General features: G+C 70.6%; 20 protein-coding genes and 2 pseudogenes. 14 read left to right on the top strand and 8 right to left on the bottom strand.

The annotated features are described in order from the left end of the window. Positions 1-102 precede the first annotated feature (102 nt). The 5 genes and pseudogenes from ACWFR4_RS44135 to ACWFR4_RS44115 form a co-directional block, all read right to left on the bottom strand. Positions 103-248 (bottom strand): annotated as a pseudogene (locus tag ACWFR4_RS44135) (RNA-guided endonuclease TnpB family protein); the annotation flags it as partial. Positions 249-254: 6 nt separating this feature from the next. Further along, on the bottom strand, positions 255-941 hold the full coding sequence (locus tag ACWFR4_RS44130; RefSeq protein ID WP_453657136.1) for a maleylpyruvate isomerase family mycothiol-dependent enzyme: 687 nt from the start codon (positions 939-941) through the stop codon (positions 255-257). A 188-nt stretch (positions 942-1,129) separates the two neighbouring features. Next, positions 1,130-1,912: a DeoR/GlpR family DNA-binding transcription regulator gene (locus ACWFR4_RS44125; RefSeq protein WP_453657134.1), complete on the bottom strand. Its 783-nt coding sequence runs from the start codon at positions 1,910-1,912 to the stop codon at positions 1,130-1,132. Positions 1,913-1,963: 51 nt separating this feature from the next. Further along, complete coding sequence (gene pdxA / locus ACWFR4_RS44120; protein ID WP_453657132.1) at positions 1,964-2,977, bottom strand: 4-hydroxythreonine-4-phosphate dehydrogenase PdxA; 1,014 nt, start codon at positions 2,975-2,977, stop codon at positions 1,964-1,966. Positions 2,978-3,015: 38 nt separating this feature from the next. Next, a complete protein-coding gene (locus tag ACWFR4_RS44115; protein WP_453657130.1) occupies positions 3,016-4,266 on the bottom strand; it encodes a four-carbon acid sugar kinase family protein in 1,251 nt (416 codons plus the stop codon). 422 nt (positions 4,267-4,688) lie between these two features. On the opposite strand from ACWFR4_RS44115, the gene ACWFR4_RS44110 reads away from it, so the two are divergent. The 4 genes from ACWFR4_RS44110 (at position 4,689) to ACWFR4_RS44095 (ending at position 9,051) form a co-directional block, all read left to right on the top strand. Further along, positions 4,689-5,678, top strand: coding sequence for an aldo/keto reductase (locus ACWFR4_RS44110; protein ID WP_453455162.1), 990 nt, complete (start codon positions 4,689-4,691; stop codon positions 5,676-5,678). 31 nt (positions 5,679-5,709) lie between these two features. After that, entirely contained in the window at positions 5,710-6,495 is a 786-nt protein-coding gene (locus tag ACWFR4_RS44105; protein WP_453455165.1) for an HpcH/HpaI aldolase family protein, read from the top strand. Beyond that, the gene (locus tag ACWFR4_RS44100; RefSeq protein WP_453455168.1) at positions 6,495-7,448 is read left to right on the top strand and encodes a phosphoglycerate dehydrogenase; all 954 of its coding nucleotides are present in this window, start codon (positions 6,495-6,497) and stop codon (positions 7,446-7,448) included. Before ACWFR4_RS44105 ends, ACWFR4_RS44100 begins: the two co-directional genes overlap by 1 nt. Before the next feature lie 175 nt (positions 7,449-7,623). Continuing rightward, positions 7,624-9,051, top strand: coding sequence for an Nramp family divalent metal transporter (locus ACWFR4_RS44095; RefSeq protein ID WP_453455171.1), 1,428 nt, complete (start codon positions 7,624-7,626; stop codon positions 9,049-9,051). A gap of 617 nt (positions 9,052-9,668) precedes the next feature. On the opposite strand, the gene ACWFR4_RS44090 is transcribed toward ACWFR4_RS44095, so the two are convergent. Then, on the bottom strand, positions 9,669-10,502 hold the full coding sequence (locus ACWFR4_RS44090; RefSeq protein ID WP_453455174.1) for a PIG-L family deacetylase: 834 nt from the start codon (positions 10,500-10,502) through the stop codon (positions 9,669-9,671). Between the two features lie 503 nt (positions 10,503-11,005). Then, entirely contained in the window at positions 11,006-12,178 is a 1,173-nt protein-coding gene (locus tag ACWFR4_RS44085) for an epoxide hydrolase family protein (protein WP_453455176.1), read from the bottom strand. Positions 12,179-12,281: 103 nt separating this feature from the next. Between ACWFR4_RS44085 and ACWFR4_RS44080 the strand changes: the two genes are divergently transcribed. Beyond that, positions 12,282-12,857 (top strand): CGNR zinc finger domain-containing protein, encoded by a 576-nt coding sequence (locus tag ACWFR4_RS44080; protein WP_453657128.1) that lies wholly within the window; start codon positions 12,282-12,284, stop codon positions 12,855-12,857. A gap of 135 nt (positions 12,858-12,992) precedes the next feature. Here the strand turns inward: ACWFR4_RS44080 and ACWFR4_RS44075 are convergent, their stop codons facing one another. Beyond that, entirely contained in the window at positions 12,993-13,268 is a 276-nt protein-coding gene (locus ACWFR4_RS44075; protein ID WP_453657126.1) for a transposase, read from the bottom strand. A 177-nt stretch (positions 13,269-13,445) separates the two neighbouring features. Between ACWFR4_RS44075 and ACWFR4_RS44070 the strand changes: the two genes are divergently transcribed. The 9 genes and pseudogenes from ACWFR4_RS44070 to ACWFR4_RS44030 all read left to right on the top strand — a co-directional run bounded on the left by ACWFR4_RS44070 (position 13,446) and on the right by ACWFR4_RS44030 (position 22,810). Continuing rightward, positions 13,446-14,195 (top strand): hypothetical protein, encoded by a 750-nt coding sequence (locus tag ACWFR4_RS44070; RefSeq protein ID WP_453455184.1) that lies wholly within the window; start codon positions 13,446-13,448, stop codon positions 14,193-14,195. Further along, complete coding sequence (locus ACWFR4_RS44065; RefSeq protein WP_360477223.1) at positions 14,192-14,569, top strand: GntR family transcriptional regulator; 378 nt, start codon at positions 14,192-14,194, stop codon at positions 14,567-14,569. The genes ACWFR4_RS44070 and ACWFR4_RS44065 overlap by 4 nt, the downstream gene beginning before the upstream one ends. A 112-nt stretch (positions 14,570-14,681) precedes the next feature. Then, positions 14,682-15,575 (top strand): annotated as a pseudogene (locus tag ACWFR4_RS44060) (transposase family protein). Between the two features lie 517 nt (positions 15,576-16,092). Then, positions 16,093-17,499, top strand: a complete 1,407-nt coding sequence (locus ACWFR4_RS44055) for an extracellular catalytic domain type 1 short-chain-length polyhydroxyalkanoate depolymerase (RefSeq protein WP_453657142.1) — start codon at positions 16,093-16,095, stop codon at positions 17,497-17,499. 469 nt (positions 17,500-17,968) lie between these two features. Beyond that, positions 17,969-18,751, top strand: coding sequence for an MHYT domain-containing protein (locus tag ACWFR4_RS44050; RefSeq protein ID WP_453455190.1), 783 nt, complete (start codon positions 17,969-17,971; stop codon positions 18,749-18,751). 133 nt (positions 18,752-18,884) lie between these two features. Beyond that, positions 18,885-21,329: a sensor histidine kinase gene (locus ACWFR4_RS44045; protein WP_453657124.1), complete on the top strand. Its 2,445-nt coding sequence runs from the start codon at positions 18,885-18,887 to the stop codon at positions 21,327-21,329. A gap of 23 nt (positions 21,330-21,352) precedes the next feature. Continuing rightward, positions 21,353-21,799, top strand: coding sequence for a roadblock/LC7 domain-containing protein (locus tag ACWFR4_RS44040; RefSeq protein WP_453455229.1), 447 nt, complete (start codon positions 21,353-21,355; stop codon positions 21,797-21,799). Further along, positions 21,796-22,233, top strand: coding sequence for a DUF742 domain-containing protein (locus tag ACWFR4_RS44035; protein WP_453657122.1), 438 nt, complete (start codon positions 21,796-21,798; stop codon positions 22,231-22,233). The genes ACWFR4_RS44040 and ACWFR4_RS44035 overlap by 4 nt, the downstream gene beginning before the upstream one ends. Further along, positions 22,214-22,810, top strand: coding sequence for a GTP-binding protein (locus ACWFR4_RS44030; RefSeq protein ID WP_453657120.1), 597 nt, complete (start codon positions 22,214-22,216; stop codon positions 22,808-22,810). Before ACWFR4_RS44035 ends, ACWFR4_RS44030 begins: the two co-directional genes overlap by 20 nt. Positions 22,811-23,409 lie beyond the last annotated feature (599 nt).

Genomic DNA, 23,409 nt, shown 5'->3' with positions numbered 1-23,409 from the left:
AGCCGAGTACTTGTAGGTCCCCAACGGGAACTCCTGATCTCTGGAACTTCATAGATCCAGTGTCCAGGGTGTCCACGACCAGGGGGAAACCTCCGTGGAAGCCTCGACCGCAATCCGGTCGTGATCACGCACTACCTTTTTTTGGCCCACTTGCGCCTGGCGTCCTGCCGCTGCCGGGCCACCTTCTTGTGCAGGGTCGCGGTCTGCCGCTTCGCCTCGCTGTAGCTTTTCGAGGCGGCCTGTCCCTTCTTCAGTCAGGGGACCAGCGGCCCGGCCAGCACACTCAACCCCGCCTCACGGTCCCCAACCCAGGTCACCGATCCAGTATCCCGAGGCTTACGCCCCCACAACATCAGCAGCAGGTCCTCGGCAGTGCCCGAGACCTCCGCGATCGGCTCACCGGTCCCGTAAGTCCAGCAGCGGCCAGAGTCGGTGGTGGTGATCCGCACGGCCTGCTCGGGATAGGCGGCGGCCCCCTTGGAGATCATGCGGGGGGCCATGGTGTCGAAGACCTCGGCGACACCATCGGCGGCGAGCGCCGCATCCATCGGCGTCGCCGAGCCGAGCGCGTACTCGGCGTCCCACCGGTGCATCAGCGTTTCCTGGCTGCGGCGCCGACGCCAGAACCCGACCGTGTGCGGCGGGAAGAACGTCCACGCCCCGGTCGAGGGATCATTCGACAGGGCCTGCACGAGCGCGTCCGCCGTCTTGGCATACCAAGCCTTGAGACCAGCCCGGTCACGGGGTGCGGCACCCTCGTCATAGCTATCGCCATGCCCCTCCCGCACCGCCGCGACGACCCACAGGTTCCCCGCTCCCATGTGCACGGCCAGATCCACCAACCTCCAACCGCCGCAGTGCTCGACCGGAGCCGACAAATCACCATCCAGCGCGGCGCCGAACGCATCCAGTTCACGTCGAAGTTCAACCAGGTATTCCACGGCGCCAAGATACAGCCCACCAACTACGCGGGACCGGCCGGACGAACGGGGCGAACGCTACCTGCTGCGGCACTAGTTGGGAGGTCTGACAGTTGAGAGCTACTGAGCCTTCGAGGCGCCGAGTGCCGCAGATCCGTGCGGGCCCCAGGGGTGCAGTGGACAGGCACGTCGAGATCGGTTTCGTGCCGTCACGTCCCCGCGGGCGGGGCGATCTCGACACGTACCCCACTTGCCTCGAAGGCGCGGATCTCCGCGGCGGGTGCCGACGCGTCCGTGACCAGGGTCCATTCCTTCATCAGCTTCGCCCACGCGTGGAAGGGCGCACGCCCCAGCTTGGCGCCATGGGCCAGCACATAGACCCGGTCGGCGCGGCGCGCCATCAGTTCCTTGAGACGGGTCTGGCGCAGGTCCGCCTCGCAGATGCCGCGGTCGACGGTGACGCCGTCGGCGCCGAGGAAGACCCGGTCGAAGGACATGCGCTCGAGCGCGGCCTCCGTGAGCGGGCCGACGAAGCCCTGGCTGAGCGGACGGAGCGTGCCTCCGAGGCAATCGACCTGTACGCCTTCCGCGTCCGCGAGGGCGTGCAGGGCCGTCAGGCCCGTGGTCGCGATCGTCAACTCCTTGGCGCTGCGCAGCTCGTGGGCCAGCGCGCCCACCGTCGTACCGGCGTCGAGGAGCAGCGTCTCGCCCGGCTCGACCTGCCCGGCGGCCCACTGGGCGATGGCCCGCTTCTCCTCGTACGCCTCACCCGTGCGCTGCCGCAGCGACGCCTCGGGGTGCGCGGACAGCGCCATCGCGCCGCCGTAGGTGCGCGCGAGGCGTCCCTCCGTGGTGAGGCGGGCGAGGTCGCGGCGGATGGTCGAGGGGGTGACGTCGAAGAGCTGCGAGAGTTCCTCGACGCTGGCGAGGCCGGTGGTGGTGGCGAGGTGGACGATGCGGTCGCGTCGTGCCTGGGAAGTGGTCGGCGGCATCTGCGGAGTCCTCTACGGTGCGGTGGTAACGGCGGTGCAGGGGACGGCGGTTCAGGCCGCCGGAGCGAGCGGCGCCGTCGCCATCTCGGCCGCCTGGCGCAGCGCCTCGACCATGCTACCGGCCTCCGCCGCGCCCGTTCCGGCGATGTCGAACGCGGTGCCGTGGTCGACAGAGGTGCGGATGACGGGCAGTCCCACGGTGAGGTTGACACCCGCCTCGATGCCCAGAACCTTGACCGGGCCGTGTCCCTGGTCGTGGTACATCGCGACGATCAGGTCGTAGTCGCCGCGCGAGGCGAGGAAGAAGGCGGTGTCGGCGGGCAGCGGACCCCGGGCGTCGACGCCCTCGGCGCGGAGCTTCTCCAGGGCCGGGACGATCTTCTCGCCCTCCTCGCCGTAGCCGAACAGGCCGTTCTCGCCCGCGTGCGGGTTGATGCCGCAGACGCCGATGACGGGGTTCGGGGTGCCGGCGCGCACCATCGCCTCGTGGCCGCGGCGGACCGTGCGCTCGACGAGGCCCGGCTCGATGCGGTTGACGGCGTCGATCAGGCCGATGTGCGTGGTGACGTGGATGACCTTCACCTTCTCGGTGGAGAGCATCATCGAGACCTCCTCGGTCCCGGTCAGGTGGGCGAGGAGTTCGGTGTGGCCGGGGTAGATGTGGCCCGCGGCGTGCAGGGCCTCCTTGTTGAGGGGGGCGGTGCAGATGGCGTGCACGTCTCCTGCCACGGCGAGTTCGGCGGCGCGCGCGATGTATGCGTACGCGGCGTCGCCCGCGACCGGCGACAGCTTGCCCCAGGGCAGGTCGGCGGGGAGCAGGCCGAGGTCGACGACGTTGACGCGGCCGGGCGTGAACTCGGCGTCGCGCGGGTGGTCGACGGCGGCGATCGCGCACTCCAGACCGAGGATGCGGGCGGCCTCGCGCAGCCGTTGCGCGTCGCCGATGACGACGGGACGGCAGCGGGTCAGGACCGCGTGGTCGAGCAGGGCCGCGACGACGACCTCGGGGCCGACGCCGGCACCGTCGCCCATGGTGACGGCGATGAGAGGGAGGGGGGTGCTCATGAGGACAACTCCTAGCAGGGAGGCGGGCGGTGAAGGGTTCAGGTGGCTGCCGGGGCGGCGGCCAGGTGGGGCCGTAGCGCGGCAGCGATACGCAGCAGCGAGTCCTCGGCGCCGTAGCTGCCGGGGCGGGTGACGACGCGGCGGTCGTCGGGGGTGCGGGAGTGGACCGCGCCGAGGTGGATCTCGCCGAGTGGCTCCAACTCCCGTATGCCCAGAGCGTCCAGGGTGGTGCGAGCGGTCTCGCCGCCGGTCAGGACGAGGTCGGGGCGGCCCGGGTACGCGGCTGTGAGTGCGCCCAGGGCGGCACTGAGGGCCCGCCCCGCGCCGGGGCGCAGACCTGCCGAACCGTCGATGGACAGCACGGTCAGGGCAGGAGTGACGGCGGTACGCGGCAGGCAGAGCGTGCCCGCCGCCAGGCCGGCCGGATCCAGCTGCACATGGTGCGCGCCGAGCGCGGTGAGGTGCGCGATCTGCGCAACCGCTGCGGGCTCGGCGGTCCCCACGACGAAGAGCAGCGGCGCGCGGTCCCGGGCCGGCACGGGCGGGGGAGTGGTGGCAGCGGGACGCGCCATCGCACGCCCGAGCGCGAGCGCCAGACCGCCGCTGCCCAGGAGCCGGAATCCGGGGCCGAGCCGCAGCGCCGCCGCGGCCACGGCATCCAGGTCGGCGTCGGTCTCGGCGTCCGGAGCGGGGTGCGCGCCGGAGTCGGCGATCCGCCGGAACTCCGCGTCCAGTGCGGCGGGTTCGGAGCGTACGACGTCGAGCGGGACCGTACGGACCGGCAGGCCGGACAGTGCCTCGGGCAGTGAGCGGGGCGCGGCCGCGCGTTCCGCGCGCCAGCCGTCGGTGCGGTGCAGCGGAACGCCGTTCACGTGCACCACGCCGCCGGTCACGGTGCGCCCGGCCGCGGGCAGTGCGGGGGCGACGACGACGGCCTCGGCGCCTTCGGCGTAGGCGGCGGCCTCCGCGGCGAGGTGGCCGCGCAGCTGCGAGTCGACCTTCTTGTACAGCAGGCGAGGCGGGCCGGCCTGCGCCGCGCGCAGCGCCGTCCGCACGGCGTACGCCGCTTCGGCGGTCGGCAGGTGCCGGGTGTCCAGGTCCACGACGAGGTCGTGTGTGGCAGGGCTCTCGGTCACGTCTGCGGCGGTGAGCGACAGACGGACGGGGCCGCCGAGCGCGCAGGCGGTCTCGGCCGCGCCGGACAGGTCGTCCGCGAGCGCGAGGACGTACGGCAGTACTGGCACAGGCGTGGGCGGCGGGACGGACGGGCGTGGGGGCAGGGAAGCCACGGGATCGAACCTCCTTGGGCGCGCCCGGCGTTGGGCGGCCCGGTCCGGATCATGACACATGTTGCGCGAAATGCGCGAGACCTCTTGCGTGATTCACGCAGTCGTGCGAGCGTTCCGGTGGCGCCGACGGCCCTCACCCGCGGACCGCGTCGCCCTCGTGGACCCGACGCGTACTGGGCTAACACAGCACGGCGCACACCGACTTGCACCGCACATCGCAGCACAATGCAGGACATCGCGCCGCACCCGGCCGCAGTGCAGCGCACCGCCCGGAGCCACCGCGGCGACCGGTCGAAGCCGCGCAGCCACACGGGACACCACCCGCGATGCGCACATCACGCATGAGATCGCGTACGAGCACGAGACCGCACGACCCGCACCATTTGCGCCACCCGCACCACCCGCTTCGGAAGGAACCCGCCGTGACCGTCGGCCTTGAACTCCCGCACGTCCCTGTCCCGTTGTCCCCCCTCGTCCTCGGCACGATGACCTTCGGCGACACCGCGGACCGCGCGACGGCCGCCGCGATGCTGGACGCCGCGCTCGACGCGGGCATCACCGGCGTGGACACCGCCAACGGCTACGCGGGCGGCGAGAGCGAGCGCATCCTCGCCGAGCTGCTGCCCGGCCGACGCGACCAGGTGGTTCTCGCCACCAAGGCAGGCATCCCGCACCCCGACCAGGGCGAGCACGCGCCGCTCTCCGCCGAGGGCCTGCGCACCGCGCTCGAAGGAAGCCTCAAGCGCCTGGGCACCGACCATGTCGACCTCTTCTACCTGCACCAGCCGGACCGCAGGACGCCGCTCGCCGAAACACTGGCCACCGTCGCCGAGTTCGTAACTGCGGGCAAGGTCCTCGCCCTCGGCGTCTCCAACTTCGCCGCCTGGCAGATCGCCGAACTCAGCCGTGTGGCCGACGAGGTCGGCGCCCCGCGCCCGGTCGTCGCCCAGCAGCTGCACAACCTCCTCGCGCGACGCATCGAGGAGGAATACGTGGAATACGCGTCGTACGCCGCCACGACCGGCCTGCGCACGATGGTCTACAACCCGCTCGGCGGCGGCCTGCTCACCGGCCGACACAGCTTCGAACAGGCCCCGGACGGCGGGCGCTTCGGCGACTCGAAGCTGGCCGCGATGTACCGCGAGCGGTACTGGAACGAGGATCTGTTCCGCGCCGTCACCGACCTCACCCGTATCGCCTCCGACGCGGGCCTGCCGCTGACCGAGTTGGCCCTGCGCTGGCTCCTCTCGCGGCCCTCCACCGACGCGCTGCTGCTCGGCGGCTCCAAGGTCGAGCATCTGAAGGCCAACATCGCCGCCGCAGCCGCCGGCCCGCTGCCCACGGACGTCCTGGCCGCCTGCGACGAGGTCGGCGCCCGCCTGCGCGGCCCGATGCCCGCCTACAACCGCTGACCTCGCCCCCTCTCGTAACGGAGACAACAACATGGCCACCGGCCGCACTTCTGCCGAGTTCACCGCCGCCCTGCGCAACCGTGAACAGCTCATCGGCTACTGGTCGTTGCTCGACTCGCCGATCGCCGCCGAGCGCCTCGCCCGCGTCGGCTACGACTACCTGGCCTTCGACGCCCAGCACGGACTCTTCGGCTACCAGGGCATGCTGAACAACCTCCTCGCCACCGACACCAAGGGCAGCACCGCCGTCGGCATGGTGCGCGTCGAGGCCAACGACCTCACTTACATCGGCAAGGCCCTCGACGCGGGCGCGACTGCCGTGATCGTCCCGCTGATCGACAACGCGCAGGACGCCGCCGACGCCGTCTCCGCCGTCCGCTATCCGCCGCTGGGCCGCCGCTCGTACGGCCCGATGCGCGCCCAGCTGCGCATCGGCCCGAACCCGGCCGACACGCACGAGCAGACCGCCGTCCTCGCGATGATCGAGACGGCCGACGGCCTGGCCAATGTCGAGGAGATCTGCGCGACCCCCGGCCTCGACGGCATCTACGTCGGCCCGTCCGACCTGCGCCTGGCCATCGGCGGCGCGTCCTCCACCGACCCGTCCGTGCAGGACGAGTTCGAGCGGGCCCTCACCCGCGTCCGAAAGGCGGCCGAGGCGGCGGGCATCGCGGCCGGCATCCACAACGCCGACGGCGCGAGCGCCGCCCGCCGCCTGGCCGAGGGCTTCACGTTCGCGACGGTGGCGGCCGACGTCGTACACCTGCAGCAGATCGCCACGTCCCACCTGGACGCGGCGCGCGGCGGCACGCGCTGATGCCGACCACGCTCATCACGACGCCCACCTTCGCCCGGCACTCGACGCGCCCCTGGCAGATCCTGGAGGAGGCCGGAGCCGGTCCCCTGCGACCGTCCCAGGACGCGGCGCTGCCCGCCTCCGAACTCCTCGGGTACGCGCCCGACGCAGACGCGTTGATCGTCGGCATGGACGTGATCACCGCCGAGGTGATGGACGCCGCGCCCCGCCTCAAGGTGATCGCCAAGCACGGCGTCGGCGTCGACACCATCGACGTGGCCGCCGCCCACGCGCGAGGGATTCCGGTCGTGTGCGCGCCGGGCAGCAACTCGCGTGCGGTGGCCGAGTACACCTTCGGCCTGCTGCTCTCCGCGACCCGCTCCCTCGCCGCCTCGCACACCGCGGTGGCGGCGGGTGGCTGGCCCAAGCTGTTCGGCCCCGAACTGCACGGCAAGACGCTGGGCATCGTCGGCTTCGGCCGCATCGGCCGTCTGCTGGCCGGCTACGCGCGCGCCTTCGGGATGGAGCTGCTCGCCCACGACCCGTACGTCCCGGACGCCGACGTCCGCGCGCACGGCGCCGAACCGCTCGCGCTCGAAGCCCTGTTGGCGCGGGCCGACGTCGTCAGCCTGCACACCCCGCCCGACCCGTCCGGCACCGCGCTGCTCGACCGGGCCCGCCTGACGGCGATGAAGCAAGGCTCGGTCCTGGTCAACGCCGCGCGCGGCGGCCTTGTCGACGAACGCGCGCTGGCCGACCTGCTCGGCTCCGGGCACCTCGGGGCCGCGGCCCTCGACGCGTTCAGTACCGAGCCGCTGCCCGCCGACCACCCCCTGCGCGAGGCTCCGCGCACGCTCCTCACCTCGCACATGGCCGCCTGCACGCCCGAGGCCAACCAGGCCATGGGCGCGATGGTGGCCGAGGACGTCGTCCGCGTACTGACGGGCAACGAGCCGCGCCACCAGGCGCGTTGAGACACAGCGCACCCCCGCACCACCACACCTCGGCACCTCCGCACCACCACACCTCGGCACCTCCGCACTACGACACCTCGGCACCCCCGCACCACGACACCTCGGCACCACGGCACGACCCTGTCCCCATTCCGGATTCCGGCGACGACGCCGGAGGATCCCCCAAGGACCTGACATGGCCACCTCGACCGACGGCGCCACGGCGGCGCCACCCTCCGCGCAGACCGACCCGTACGCACTGCGCACCGAAGACGCCCGCCCGGCCCCCGAGACCTTCCGCGGCCGACTGCGCCAGCTCGGCCCCGGACTCGTGCTGTCCGCCGCCGTCGTCGGCTCCGGTGAACTGATCACCACCACCTCGCTCGGCGCGAAGGCCGGCTTCGCCCTGCTGTGGCTGGTGATCATCTCCACCGCGGTCAAGGTGTGGGTCCAGATGGAACTGGCCCGTTGGACCATCCTCAACGGCCGCCCGGCGCTCGACGGCTTCCGTGACGTCGGCCCCCGGATCGGCCGCCTGAGCTGGATCAACTGGCTCTGGATCGGCATGGACTTCGCCAAGATGTTCCAGCGCGGCGGCATCATCGGCGGTACCGCGGCAGCCTGCTCCATCCTCCTGCCGATCCACGGCGCATCACTGAGCACACCATCGCTGACGATCTGGGCGCTCATCGTCACCGGTGCCGCCATCCTCATCCTCCAGACGGGCAAGTACCACGTCGTCGAACGGGTCGAGGTCGTCGGCATCACGCTCAAGACGATCATCACCTTCGGCCTGGCCCTCGCCCTGCCGTTCACCGCCTTCGGATACGGCACCGAGCAGCTCGCCGGCGGACTGAGCTTCCAGATCCCCGCGGGCACGGTCGGCATCGCGCTCGCCATGTTCGGCATCACCGGCGTCGGCGCCGACGAGATGACGACGTACACGTACTGGTGTCTGGAGAAGGGCTATGCCCGTTGGACCGGCCCGGACGACGGTACGGAGCAGCGCGCCCAGCGGGCCGAGGGCTGGCTCAAGGTTATGCGGCTCGACGTGGGTGTCTCCTGGATCATATGCACCGTCTGCACCCTGTCCTTCTACGTCATCGGCGCCTCGGTACTCCACCCGCAGGGCCTGGTGCCCGAGGGCAATGACATGATCACCACGCTGTCGCACATCTACACCGACACGCTGGGCCCCTGGGCGGAGTACCTGTTCCTGGCCGGCGCGATCGCCGTCCTCTTCTCGGTCACCGTCGCCTCGTCGGCCAGCGTCCCGCGCCTGTGGACCAACACCCTCGGCCTGCTCGGCGTGGTGAACTGGCACGACCTGCGCTCGCGCACCCGCACCATCCGTATCCTCACCTGCTGCCTGCCCCCGGTGTGGATGTGCTTCTTCCTGTGGGTCCAGTCCCCGGTCCTGATGGTGCAGATCGGCGGCATCGGCGGCGGCATCTTCCTGCTCGCGGTCGTGGTCGCGGTCTGGCGCCTGCGCTACACCGGCGTCCCGCCCCGCTTCCGCGCCAACCCCTGGCTGACCGCCGCCCTCGTCCTGAGCAGCGCGGCAATTCTCTTCCTCGGGGTGTACGCGGTCCTCGACACGCTGGGACTCACGCCCGGCAGCTGAACGCGGCGGCGAGGCACAGCGAAGGCGTGAGTCGACGGACTTCTTCCAGCAGCTGCTCAACCGCTCACCGCACCTGACGCTCTGGTGTCGACTCAAGCACGCTGCCCGGCCGGCGCAAGAACCAAGGATGAACGCACCGACTTGCCTGTCTCACGGCCGCTTCACAAGTGCAGCCGCTATGAAGCGGACCGTGAGACTGTGCAACGAAATCCGAGACCCTGCATGGTGTGTAGGGTCTCGCGACTGGTGTCGGAGACCGCCGTCGTGACCTGCGGCTTCTCCCGCTGCCTCATGGCGTGTCGGACATCGGATTCTCAGCTTCGTTTCGCTTCCCCGGCGGTCTGTCCTGATCGGAGCAGACCGCCGGGCTTGTGACCCGGGCTGCCGCGCACCTTCCGAGTCAGCAGCCCACAGGTCTCCCACCTGTGCGGTTGCCAGGTGGATCGGGGACGAGCGCGGTGTCGGGTCGGCAGTGCGGGCACGCGGTGACGCCGCCGGCGAGGGCCCGGGCGCAGGCTGCCGGAGCGGGACTCGGGTGGACAAGCCACCGGGTGTGTGACCGCTCGATCGCGCCGTGCGGCCGATGCGCTTTCCCGGGCCCCGGTCGGACGGGCGGATCAGCGCAGTCCGGCGAAGAGATCGTTCTCGGGTACGGCCGCGCCGGTGGCGTCCTGGACACGTACGAAGGTCTCCATGCCCATCAACTCGGCGAACCTCTCCTTGCCCATCTTGAGGAAGAAGATGTTCTCGCCCTGACTGGCGTGCGCGGCCAGCGCATCGAACTTCTGACCGCTGAACGCGGTGGTGTCCACCCACGTGGTGATCTCATCGTCGGGGAGGCCGATCTCGGCCATCGCGGCGGCCTCGGCAGGATCCGGCTCCGGCATGTCCGCGTGAAACTCGCGCATGATCTCGCCGAACCGCTGCATCCCCGAGCGCGGCACCGTCGTCCAGTACACCTTCGGTGTCAGCTCGGTCATCTCCAGCGCCGCCATCGTGATCCGGTGTGCCTGGATGTGGTCGGGGTGACCGTAGAAGCCGTTCTCGTCGTAGGTGACGACCACATCGGGCCGGTAGTGCCGCATGAGTTCCGCAAGCCGGGCGGCGCCTTCCTCCACCGGCGTCTGCCAGAAGGATCCGGGGGCGTCGTTACTCGGCCAGCCCGTCATCCCGGAGTCGGCATAGTCCAGCATCTCCAGATCGCTGACTTTCAGCACCTCACAGCTCGCCTCGAGTTCTTGACGGCGCATCAAGGCGACGGCCGCCGGATCGTGTCCGGGATCACCCGGCTTGACACCCCCCGGTCCGTCACCGCAACCGCCGTCGGTACACGTCACGAGAACCGTGCGGATGCCTTCCGCCGCGTACCGCGCGAGGACCCCTCCGGTTCCGGTGGCCTCGTCGTCGGGGTGGGCGTGCACTGCCATGAGCGTCAAGGGCCGGTCAGTCATGAAACAGTCCTCCTGCAGGAATACGTCTTGGTCCAAGTCCGCGGCGGGCGTACCGCGATCCCGGGGTCCGGATCCTGGCGGGGCGAACGACCTTGTGGTCTCCGTGTTCCCCGCCCGTGCGGCGCCGGTCCCTCGGTCGATGCAACCGTGCCGACCGCAGCGGCTGTTCCCGGCACGGCCCCTCGGCCTTCCAGACGTCGGCGTTTCAACGCGAACGAGCGACCGGCGCGACCTGCACCTCTCAGCACCACGCCGTGCTCGGCCAGCGCAAACTGGCTCTTCGCAGTTGAGGGTGCAGTCGGGGGTGTTGGCGGGTAAACGTCGAGGTCTTCCAGGATGGAAGTTTCTACACCCATCCGAAAGACCTCGACAGGCTCCACGCTCTCTTCGCCGCGCCCTGTCTGACCGCATTCTGCCGTCTCGATGAACTCGGTCTGGAAGCCGTCGGGCAACGCCTTGAGCCCGGATCGGGCGGTGATCGGGTACCGGCAATCCAGCCGCGTTCACCGATTGGCGGCCAGCACTGCCGCGAGGCCCTCTTGTAGGTCTTTGACGAAATACTCGGGAACCTCCAGCGACGGGAAATGTCCCCCGATTTCGGGTGAACTCCATCGGACGATCTGTCGGTACCGCTCCTGTGCCCAGGGGCGCGGACACTTCTCGATGTCGCGGGGATACATAGTGATCGCTGAGGGGACGTCGACCCGGAGTTCGGGATCGAGCGAGTTGTGGCTTTCGTAGTAGATGCGGGCCGACGACGCGCCGGTCCGCGTCAGCCAATACAGGGTGACGTCGTCAAGAATGCGGTCCCTGGAAATCGTCTCGAACGGGCTGTCTTCGGTGTCTGACCACTCGGCGAACTTGTCAAGGATCCAGGCAAGAAGCCCGATCGGTGAGTCGACGAGCGAGTAGCCGATGGTCTGCGGTCGGGTCGCCTGCTGCTTCGCGTACGCCGCGCGGTGGCGCCAGAAATCGCGGGTCTCCTCGGTCCACTTGCGCTCGACCGCCGTCAGCCCGTCCGTCGTCAACCCGGGCGGCGCCTCCGCGAACGTTGTGTGGATGCCGAGAACGTGCGCCGGGAACCTGCCGCCGAGGACCGTGGTGATATTGCCTCCCCAGTCGCCGCCGTGGGCCGCGAACTTGCTGTAGCCGAGCCTTCCCATCAGTTCCACCCAAGCGGCCGCGATCTTTTCGGTTCCCCACCCGGTGGTGGCCGGCCTGTCGCTGTGACCAAAGCCTGGCAGCGACGGGACCACGACGTGGAACGCCGGCGCGTCTGCGTCTTTCGGATCTGCCAGCTCGTCCACTACATCGGTGAACTCGGCAATGCTGCCTGGCCAGCCGTGCGTCAAGATCAGAGGAGTGGCGTCTGCGCGCGCGGATCGGCGGTGCAGGAAGTGGATTCCCAGATCATCGATGGTCGTGCGGAACTGGCCGATCCGGTCAAGGCGCTCTTCGAACGACCGCCAGTTGTACCCGGTGCGCCAGTAGTTCACGACATCGACGAGGTCGGCGAGGGGAACGCCCTGCTCCCATCGGCGAGGGTCGGGCGCGGCGCGATAGACCGTCTCAGCCTCCGGCAGTCGCGCCGCGGCCAGTCGCGCGCGCAGATCGTCGAGGTCAGCGTCAGTCGCGCGGGCTTCAAATGCTTGCACGTCGCTGGTCGGACGGGGCATGAGACCTCCTGGCCATCGTGGGACCGGCTACGACCGATCGCGAACCGGCTAAGGCGGTTCTAGCAGTTCTCCGAGCCACGCTGCAACCAGCTAAGGTGGTTCCATGCGTGCTGGCTTCCCTGACTTCCGCCTCGGTAACGTGCTGGCGACCAGCTTCACGGGGACTCTGTCGGAGCGTCATGGCGACGCCGTGGAGCGCATTCCCACGCCGCATCGACTCGTCGACTGGCTGGCAGTGAACGGCCTCGCCGTGGACTCCTGCACCACTGCCCAGCTCGACCTCGCTCGGGAACTGAGGGAGTCGATTCACGCCGCCGCGACAGCGGCCGCGATCCAGGACGCTCTCCCTGCATCTGCTGTCCAAGTCATCAATGACTGCAGCGCTCAAGGTCGGGCCGCAGCGATCCTGACGCCCGAGGGCAAGCGGCGATGGCGGCTCAGCTCGGCTTCCTGCGTGGAAGATGCCCTCAGCGTGATCGCCGCCGACGCGATCAGCATCATCGCGGGCGAACGAGACGGAAAATTGGCCTTGTGTGCATCACCGACCTGCCAAGCCGCCTTCTTCGACACCAGCCAAAGCCGCACCCGCAAATGGTGTGACATGAACACGTGCGGGAATCGTCAGAAGAAAGCGCGCTTCAATGCCAACCAGCGCAAAAACCCCAGATCAGCGGAGTGATCGTTACCTCGGTACATCCAAGTGGGCCCCACGCCTGCGACACATCTGTCGCGTTGGGTGCACCCCAACGGCACACTAACGACGTGGTGCGCGATTGAGGGTGGGGCGCTGGCCTGGCGGTTCGGCTTGGGGTGGTCACCTCTCGGCGCTGCGGTCGGAGACCAGGCCGGCGATGGCGAGGTGGGTCTGGTCGTAGTACTCGCGGCGGCCGAGGTAGCGCTGGAGGGGGCGCCACTGCTTGTGCTCGGCGTTCGCGTGCTCCACGCAGATACGCTCGGAGGACTGCTGGTGGCGTTCCTTCTCGTACGCTGCCCACTCCTGGGCCGGGGCGTTCTTCTTCGGCTTCAGCGGCGGGGCGCCGACCTGGTCGGGGAACTGTTCGAACAGGTCGGCGATCCCTTCCGTTCTCACGGCGCTCCGGTCGTGCATCCGGCCGGGACACGGTCGGGCTCGGAGAGGTGACCGGCTGGGTGGTGCCGGACACGCGAGTTGTATCAACCGTTTGACACAAACTCCCACTGGGCCGCATCTTGTACTCACCGCTTGATACAAGCGGTGAGTACAAGTGCGAGCACACGGGGGTTTCTCATGCACGAACTCGGCACCGTCCCACGCCCGACCGCCACCGACCGCTATGCGCGCTGGGCCGGGCTGCTCGTCGGACTCGTCGCCGCCCGCCTGGTCGGCTCGAACGACGGCCTCGGCGTCGGCATCCTGTACGCCATCCCGGTGTTCGGGCTCTGCGCGGTCGCCGGCGTCCTGGTGGGCGACGCGCTGACACCGCCGCCGCGGGGAACCGTCCGCACGGCCGGTCTCGCGCCGCGCCGCATTCGCGACTACGTGCCACCGCGCATGACCCTGCTGCTCCTCGCCGAGGCCGCCGTCCTCGTCGTCCTGCTGGCGGTGGCCGCCGTGGTCGCCTCGCCCGACGACATGGGCCGCGCCGGGCGCTCCCTGACCGTGACCTGCCCGGACGGAAGCACGGCGAGCACGAGCCCCTGGCCGGGTCTCTTCTACGGCCTGCCCATCCTCGTCGCCCTCGCCGTCTCCACCACCGCGTGCGTCTGGTCCCTGACCCGGATCGCCCGCCGCCCCGGCGACGAGCAGACCCGCCGCGACCGGTCGCTGGCGATCGTCGCAGCATGGGGGCTGCTGGTCTCCGCGCCCCTTCTCGGCGCCGCCTCGACGGCGTCGGGCGCGCTGATGGACATCGGCTGCGACGGCACGGTGGGGCGCCTCGCGAACTGGGCACTGTGGCCCACGGCCCTGGTCGCCCTCGTCACCGTGCCGTGGTGTCTGTTCACGGTGATCGCGCCCAAGGCCGGGGTGCGCCGGTGAACGGTCCCGCCGTCCACGTCGACACCGCGAGCCCCGTCCCGCCCTACGAACAGATCCGCGCCCAGCTGGCCGCACTCATCACCACGGGCCGCATGCCTGAGGGGGAACGCCTGCCGACGGTGCGCCAGCTGGCGGCCGACCTGGGCCTGGCGGCGGGCACGGTGGCGAGGGCCTATCGCGAACTGGAGGCGGCGTCCCTGATCCGCACCCGCCGTGGGGCGGGGACACGGGTGGCCCCGCTTCCGGCACCGACCCGGACACCAGACCCGGCCAAACTGGCGGAACTGGCCCTCCGCTTCGTGACCGAGGCCCGGGGCCTGGGCGCGGACGGGGAGACGGTGCAGCGGGCGGTACGGGACGCGCTGGACGAGTAGCGGCTGTGGGGGGCGGGCCCTGCAACCGCCGGCGCGGAGGACGACGGTGCCGCCGCGGCCCTCGTCCCGCTTACGACGTTGTGCGCGATGGTCGCGGAGTCGGCCCGGGAAGATGACAACAGCCGTGCGAGTTGGGGCTGTTGCGAGACAACTCCCCACGGCCTTGTCACATCGGATCTGCACCGGCATCTCCCGCAAGCACCTGGGCAAGCTGCTCGCCGAGCTGACCGCTCCGTGGACGGCAGCGGAGGAGGGCTGGTTGCACAACCGGCGAGGTCACGGCCGGCTCCGCGCCGCGGGAGCGGGCCCGGACCACCAGCTGGTGTTCACCGATCGAGTGATCGCGACACTGGTCATCCTGCGTTTCCAACTGCCCCACGCGGCCCTGGCCGTCTTCTACGGTGTGGACCGCTCCACGATCACCCGCGCGGTCCACGAGGTGCGCCCGCTGCTGGCCGCCCGCGGCTTCGCCGTCCCCGGCGAGCCCCACGTGCGCCTGCACACCCTGGCCGACGTCTTCGCCTACGCCCGCGCCAAGGGCGTCGAACTGCGGCTGGACGGCACCGAGGTGAAGGTGCGCCGCCCCAAGGCCAACAAGCCGGGACGGCGCGCCTTCGTCTCGGGGAAACTGCGGCAGAACACCAAGAAGGCCACCGTGATCAGCGACGAGGCGGGCCGGACCCTGTGGACCGGCGCGATCCGTCCCGGCCGGATGCACGACCGGAGCGCCGTGAGAACGGAAGGGATCGCCGACCTGTTCTAACAGTTCCCCGACCAGGTCAGCGCCCCGCCGCTGAAGCCGAAGAAGAACGCCCCGGCCCAGGAGTGGGCAGCGTACGAGAAGGAACGCCACCAGCAGTCCTCCGAGCGTATCTGCGTGGAGCACGCGAACGCCGAGCACAAGCAGTGGCGCCCCCTCCAGCGCTACCTCGGCCGCCGCGAGTACTACGACCAGACCCACCTCGCCATCGCCGGCCCGGCCTCCGACCGCAGCGCCGAGAGGTGACCACCCCAAGCCGAACCGCCAGGCCAGCACGTCCCACCCTCAATCGCGCAATCGCGCACCACGTCGTAAGTACCTGTTGTCGTTCCGAACTTGATGAAGCGAAGCGGGAAGAGCAGGCGCGCCTTCGGATCGCGGTGCTCGGCCCTGCTCGGGCTCGGGCGGCTCACGCTCACGCGCCTGGTGACGCCCGTGCGACGGCATCAGGCACATCATCCGCCGCCGTGGCCTTCCCGCGTGGCGCAACGGTGACGGCCCACAGCCCGCACTCCTTCGAGGTGGGGCGCGTCACCATTACTGTCGCCGACCGGCCGGACGTAACCTCCCGGCAACTCCTGGGACATGTACCGCTGTTCGGTGCCAAGCGGCCAGGGCCGGGGGTTGTTCCTCCCCCCATCCATCGCGATCACCTGGTGGCACGATGCATCCTGCTTCCCCCCACTCCTCGCGACGCCGCTTCCGACGCGTGCGGCGGCCTGCCGGACGCGGATGGCGGCCGCGCTCCGGGTCCGCCGTCGCGCTGGTGCTGTCCGTCATCGCCCTGACCCTCGGGCTGCTGTCCCCGGTACCGGCGCAAGCCGCGTCCCTGCAAGAGGTGACGAGCTTCGGCTCCAACCCCGGCAGCCTGCAGATGTTCCGCTATGTCCCCGACGGGCTGCCGTCCGGGCGCCCGCTGGTGGTCGCCCTGCACGGCTGCACCCAGTCGGCCTCGGCGTTCGACGGCGAGACCGGCTGGACCAAGTGGGCCGATACCTGGGGCTTCGCTCTGGTGCTGCCCCAGCAGAAGAGCGCGAACAACGCCAACTCGTGCTTCAACTGGTTCCAGTCGTCCGACTTCTCGCGCGGCCAGGGCGAGGCGCTGTCCATCAAGCAGATGGTCGACAAGATGGCGGCCGACTACGGGACCGACCCCTCACGCGTCTACGTCACCGGTCTGTCCGCGGGCGGGGCGATGACCGCGGTCATGGCGGCCTCCTACCCGGACGTCTTCTCCGGCGCGGCGGTGGCCGCCGGCCTTCCCTTCGACTGCGCCCGCACCGTCACCGACGGTCTGTCCTGCATGAACCCCGGCAGTAACCTCACCCCGCAGCAGTGGGGTGACAAGGTACGCGCGGCCGATCCCGGCTACAGCGGCCCCTATCCGACGGTGGCGGTGTGGCAGGGCTCCCAGGACACCACTGTCGCGCCGATGAACATGACCGAACTCGTGGAGCAGTGGACCAACGTCCACGCCACCGACGCCACGGCCGACGTCAGCGACACCGTGCAGGGCTACCCGCACAAGGTCTACCAGGACACTTCAGGCCGAGCCGTTGTCGAGTCGTACAGCATCACGGGTATGTCCCACGGCCAGGCCGTCGACCCCGGCACCGGGGCCACCCAGTGCGGCACGGCCAGCCAGTACCTGCCGGACATGAACATCTGCGCCTCGTACTGGATCGGACACTCCTGGGGCCTCGACGCCACGGACGGCGGCGGCTCCCTGCCCGCCCCGGCCGGGCTCACCGTCACCGCCACCACCGACACCTCGGCGTCTCTCTCCTGGGCCGCCGTCGACGGTGCGGCCTCCTACCGGGTCTACCGGGGCGGCACCCAGGTCGGCTCGCCTTCCTCGACCTCGTTCACCGACACCGGGCTCGCCCCCGGCACGACGTACAGCTACACCGTGGCCGCCGTGGACGGCTCCGGGGCCGTAGGCGCGTCCTCCACCTCGGCGCAGGCGACCACGACCGGTGCCACCCACCAGTGCTACACCGACAACAACTACAACCAGGTCGCCGCCGGACGCGCCCACCAGAGCCTCGGGTACGTCTATGCCAACGGCTCCAACCAGAACATGGGCCTGTACAACCACTACGTCACCCACACCCTGGAAGAAACCTCGCCGGGTACCTTCGTGATCGCCGACTCCGGCTGTCCGTCCTGACGGACCCAACGGCGCGGCGGCGGCTTCACCTTCACCCGGTGGGGCCGCCGCGTGGTGCACCCCCGTGGAGCCTGCGCTGCCACGCGTCGCGACAACACGCCGCACAGAGCGCTGCCGTGCGGCACCTGCGCCGGCTGGGCGGGAGGGTCCGTCCGTCGGCTCGCCACCGAGTCGGCCGTTCTCAACTCCAGCGCCACCGGCCCCGCCTTCAGTTGAACGTATATGTCCCTGACGTCCGGACCTGGGCGTCTCGTCCAGGGTGTCTGAAGCGCTTGGATGTGCGACGTGACAAGAGTCGCACCGGTGTCGGCGAGAGATGAAGAGCCGAGGCCTGAAAGCCCGTTGAACCAGGGCTTTACCGTCCAGTAACCCGCCCGCAGGCGCATTTCGCCGCCCCATGGTCAGAGATCCACTGCGTGCTAGCGTCCCGGTCGCCGGGGGGCCGACACAGGACAGTGAGAGGAAACCCGTGGGTCACATGCACCACATGGCCGGAGGCTGGGCGACGCCGGTCCTGTCGTACGCCATGGCCGTCGTCGGATCCGCGCTGGGACTGCGCTGCACCGTGCGTGCCCTGACAGCCGGGGGGCGGTCCAGGAGGAACTGGCTGGTCAGCGCGTCGATCGCGATCGGTGCCGGAATCTGGACCATGCACTTCATCGCGATGCTCGGCTACACCGTCGACGGCACCGCGATCCGCTACGACATCCCGCTCACCCTGCTCAGCCTCCTCGTCGCCATCGCAGTCGTCGGCGCCGGAGTTTTCACCGCCGGATATGGCAAGTCCCGCGTGCGCTCCATCCTGTTCGGTGGCGTCGGCACCGGACTCGGAGTGGCCGCGATGCACTACATCGGCATGGCCGCCGTAGACCTCAACGGCACGATCTCTTACGACCCGGCCGTCGTCACGGCCTCCGTCGTCATCGCGATCGCTGCGGCCTCCGCGGCGCTGTGGGCCGCGCTCTGCGTGCGGGGCCCAGTCGTTGCCGCCGTCGCCGCCCTCGTGATGGGGCTCGCGGTGAGCAGCATGCACTACACCGGCATGGCCGCGGTCACCGTGGACGTGCATGCGAGCAACGCACCTCTGCCGGGCGCGAGCGCTACCGCGTTCATCCTGCCGCTCGCCGTGGTCCTCGGCTCCTTCCTCTTCCTCACCTGCGCCTTCGTGGCTCTGTCCCCGACGGCGCGGGAGCGCGCCGAGGGCGAGGCCGCGGCCCGGCCGCTGCACGAGGTCGAGCTTCCGGTCGCCTGATCCGGACTCCCTGAGCAGCCTCGTCATCTTCGCGGCGCATCTCCCGCCACGCGCCTGCGCCGCTGCCGTTCCCCGGGCCGAACGCCACTTCCCGCGCCCTCAACACTCCTGCACCGCCAAGGAGATCCTGGTCATGCCCGCACGCTTTTTGCTGCCCGAACGGTGGCGTCCCAAGTCGATCCGAGCGAAGGTCGTCACCCTGCTGACGGTGCCGGTCCTGTCGCTGATGGCCCTGTGGGGGCACGCTGCCGTCACCACCGCGTCGCAGGTCTCGTCCACCGAGCAGTTGCGGCAGATCAACTCGGCCCTGGTGAAGCCGGTCGCGGACTTCACCACCACTGTCCAGGACGAGCGTGCCGCCGCCCTGAAGTACCGGGCCGCTCCCGGTCCGTCCGCCCGTCGCGATGTCGATGCCGCCCGCTCGCGCACGGACAAGGCCGTCACGGCCCTGCGCGCGGGCATCCGCTCCAGCAGCACCGATCTCGCGGCCCTCGACGCCCAGCTGCCCGACCGGATCAGTGTGCTGCTCAAGAGCGCACGGGCCCTCCCCGAGCAGCGCGAGACACCCCACGACTCCGCCGCGGTCTTCTCCGCGTACGGCACGGCCGTCGACCGGGCCTTTGCTGTGCGCGCCGGGCTCGCGGGTGCCGACCGCCCCGACCGCGCCTCCAACACCCGCACCGTCCTCGAACTGGCCCGTGCCCGCGAGGCGTTGAGCCGGCAGGACGCCGTGCTCGGCGCCGCGCAGGCGAGCGGCACCATGTCCGCCGCCCAGTACCGCGCGTTCATCGGCGACGTCGCTCAGCAGCGCGGGCTCACCAGAGCCGCGGTGCCCGACCTGCGGGCCGAGGGTGCCGCCCGCTACCGCGCCGTTCTCGCGTCCCGCAGCGCCACCGAACTTGCCACCGTCCAGGACGCCGTCCTCGACGCCGGTGAGAAGGGGGCCGTGTCCGCCGTGTCGGCGGGGGAGTGGCACTCCGTTGCGGGACACACCCTTGCCGGGCTTGCCGCAGCGGAACGGGGCGCCGTCGACACGGGCGCCGACGCGCAGCCGTACTCCCTTGCGACCCTGGGAAGCTCCGGCCTGGCTGTCATCCTCGGCCTGCTCGGTGTGGTCCTCTCGCTGTTGCTCTCCGTACGCATCGGGCGCGGCCTGGTCGACGACCTCACCGGACTGCGGAACTCCGCTCTGGAGCTCGCCGCCACCCGGCTGCCGGCCGCGATCCGCCGCATCCACAGTGGCGACGACCTCGACCTCGAAGCCGAGGCCCCGCTCGCCCGCACCCCCATCCGGGACGAGATCGGCCAGGTCGGCGCGGCGCTGACCACAGTGCAGCGGGCCGCCCTGCGCGCCGTCGCGGGCCGCGCCGCCGTCCTCACCGGAGTCTCCGGCGTCTACGTCAGCCTCGCCCGCCGCAGCCAGGTGCTGCTCCACCGCCAGCTGGAGCTCCTCGACGCGATGGAACGCCGTACCGAGAACCCCTCGGACCTGGAAGACCTGTTCCGTCTGGACCATCTGACGACCAGGATGCGCCGCCACGCCGAGTCTCTGCTCATCCTGTCCGGCTCCGCGCCCGGCCGTGCCTGGCGCAACCCGGTCCCGCTGATCGACGCCGTACGCGCGGGCATCGCGGAGACCGCCGACATCGACCGCGTCCAGCTGCACGACATCCCCGATCTGCTTCTGGCCGGCACGGCGGTGGCCGACCTGATCCACCTGATCGCCGAACTCGCGGAGAACGCAGCCGCGTTCTCGCCGCCGCACACCCCCGTAGTGGTGCGGGGCGAGGAGGTCGGTGCCGGCGCCGTCCTGGAGATCGAGGACCGCGGCCTCGGCATGGGCGACGAGGCGCTCGCCGCGGCCAACGAGAAGATCCGGGCCACGGACATCGACCTCCTCGACTCGCGTCGGCTCGGCCTGTTCGTGGTCAACCGCCTCGCCGAGCGCCAGCAGGTGGACGTCACCCTGCGCCGCTCGGTCTACGGCGGCGTCACCGCCGTCGTCTTCGTGCCGCAGCAGCTCCTGGAGGCACCACACCCGGGCTTGCGGCCCTTGCCCCAGCCACAGCCGGAGCCGGAGCCGCGGGCGTTGGAGTCCGCTCATGTACCGGTCCCTGATCCGGTCGCCGTTGCCCTACCGGCACAGCAGCGCCCCGAACAGGAATCGATCCCCCGACCGGAGCGTGAGCCCGAGCCGCCGCTCGCTCACCCTGCACTCCGCCAAGCCCCCACTCATGCCCGTCACGCGGCGCCCCAGCCGCCGCCGCTCTCGCCCGCCCCCACCTCGAGCCATGACTCGGAGGACGGTCTGCCGCGCCGGGTGCGCCAGGCCAGCCTCGCCCCCGAACTGCGCGGTGACGAGAACACGGGCGCTGGTTCACCGCCGGCCCAGGGCCCGGCCGTCCGCTCCCCGGAGGCCGCGCGCGCCACGATGGCGTCCCTGCGCTCAGGCCGGCGCCGCGCGTCCGCGGCTCAGGGCGAGCCGGGCACACCGTCCGGCCCCGCAAGCCCGTCCGGCGCCCCGCATGCAGCGCCCCACCCTCACACCGCGACCGAAGAAGGATTCCGAAACCGATGACCCCGACCTTCACCGTCACGAACCTGGGTGACAACCCCGACGACCATGGCACGGGCGGCGCGGGCGGTGTCGACTGGCTCCTCGACGACCTGGTCGACCGTGTCGCGGAGGTCCGGTACGTGGTCATGCTTTCCACCGACGGCCTGTGCGTCGGCGCCTCGCGCGGCCTGGGGCGTGACGAGTCCGAGCGCTTCGCCGCCATCGCCTCCGGGTTCCATTCCCTCGCCAAGGGCGCGGGCCGCCACTTCGACGCGGGCGGCGTCGTCCAGACGATGGTCGAACTGCACGGTGGATTCCTCTTCGTGGTCGCCGCGGGCGACGGGTCCTGCATCGCGGTGTTCACCGACGGGCACGCCGATATCGGCCTGGTGGCATACGAGATGGCCTTGCTGGTCGAGCGCGTGCGTGAGCACCTCGCCGTACCCGCGAGGACGGACGGCACCCCGACGCCGGACGGCAGGACGTCGTGACCGACCTGCCACCCGGCCGCCGACCGACGCCCGACGCCGCCGACCGGGACCCCGACCCCTGGACCGACCGCTACGACGAGGAGGCCGGCCCCCTGGTCCGCCTCTACGCCATGACCGCGGGCCGCGCGCGTACGGACAACGGCGCGGAACACGTCGACCTGATGGCCATCGTCCGCCCCACGGCCGCCACCCCCCGCGGCCCGATCCCGCCCGAGCAGCGCAGCCTCCTGGCCCAGTGCGCCCAAGGACCGTGCCCGGTAGCAGACCTGGCATCGGACTCGGGCCTGCCGCTCGGCGTCGTACGCGTCCTGCTCGGCGACCTCACCGCCCAGGGGCTGATCCACATCACCCCGCCCCGGTCCACCGCCGCCGGGAAAGAACCTCCCTCCGCCCACCTGCTGCGAGAAGTGATCCATGGCCTCCGTGCACTCTGACCGCGCCACGCACCCGGCGCCCGCCGACTTCACCGCTCTCAAGCTCCTGATCGCCGGCGGCTTCGGCGTGGGGAAGACCACGCTGGTGGAGTCGGTCAGCGAGATCCGCCCGCTGCGCACCGAGGAACCCCTCACCGAGGCCTCACGTCCGGTGGACAGCCTGGAGGGCGTGGCCACGAAATCCACGACGACGGTCGCGATGGACTTCGGCCGGATCACCCTGCGCGACACCCTCGCCCTCTACCTCTTCGGCACCCCGGGCCAGGACCGCTTCTGGTTCGTCTGGGACGAGTTGGCCACGGGCTGCCTGGGCGCGGTCGTCCTCGCCGACACCCGCCGCCTCGCCGACTGCTTCCCCGCCATCGACTACTTCGAGAGCCGCGACATCCCCTTCATCGTCGCTGTGAACTGCTTCGACGGCATCCGAACACACAGCCAGGAAGCGGTGGCGCGCGCCCTCGACCTGACCGCCGACACCCCGGTGCTGCTGTGCGACGTACGCGACCGGGAGTCCGGCAAGGAGGTCCTCATCTCCTTGGTCGAGCACGTCCTGGCCCTGGAGCCGACCCCCAACTGAACGCAGGCATAAGGCACTTGCCCACGTGCGCCCGCGTCTCCGGGCCTCCATGGCTCCGGGTTCGGCGCACTGGCGTCCTGGCGCTCGGGATGGCGGTGATGTGGCGGAGGGCGGGGCGCGCAAAGAAGCGGCTCGACTGAGCCGATGGCACTCAACCGATCCACAGCTCTTGACCATTCCTCTCGCGCACTCTGGAAGACAACGACAACCACCGAGTAGCTCTGGACCGCACGTTGGAGCAGGTGGAGCTGATCCTTTGGGCACCGCCGCTTTCTCCTGCCACCTGTGGCCCTATTGGCTGTGCGCGGGGCAACTCTTGGAAGGGCGGCACTGGCTGCGACGGGCGGAGCAGGCGCTCGACGGGCTGTGCAGCCCACACGCCGAACCTGCTGTGCAGGCGTACAGCCTTCGGCTGCGGGCAGTGCAGGGGTTCTTGGCCACCCTGCAGGGCGACTTCACGGCAGCCCTCGAGTTGCTGATTCCCCTCGACGGCGAAGTACTCCCTGGCCAGGCCGGCCCCGGTATCGAGTACTCCGTGCTCATCGCCTGCTCGCTGGACCACGGCGTGGACGCTATCGAGGTGCGGCCCCAAGGGAGGG

The organism is Streptomyces sp. NPDC055140, assembly GCF_053607285.1.
The sequence above is the reverse complement of the archived record's forward strand: the minus strand, read 5'-3'. Positions and strand labels throughout refer to the sequence as shown.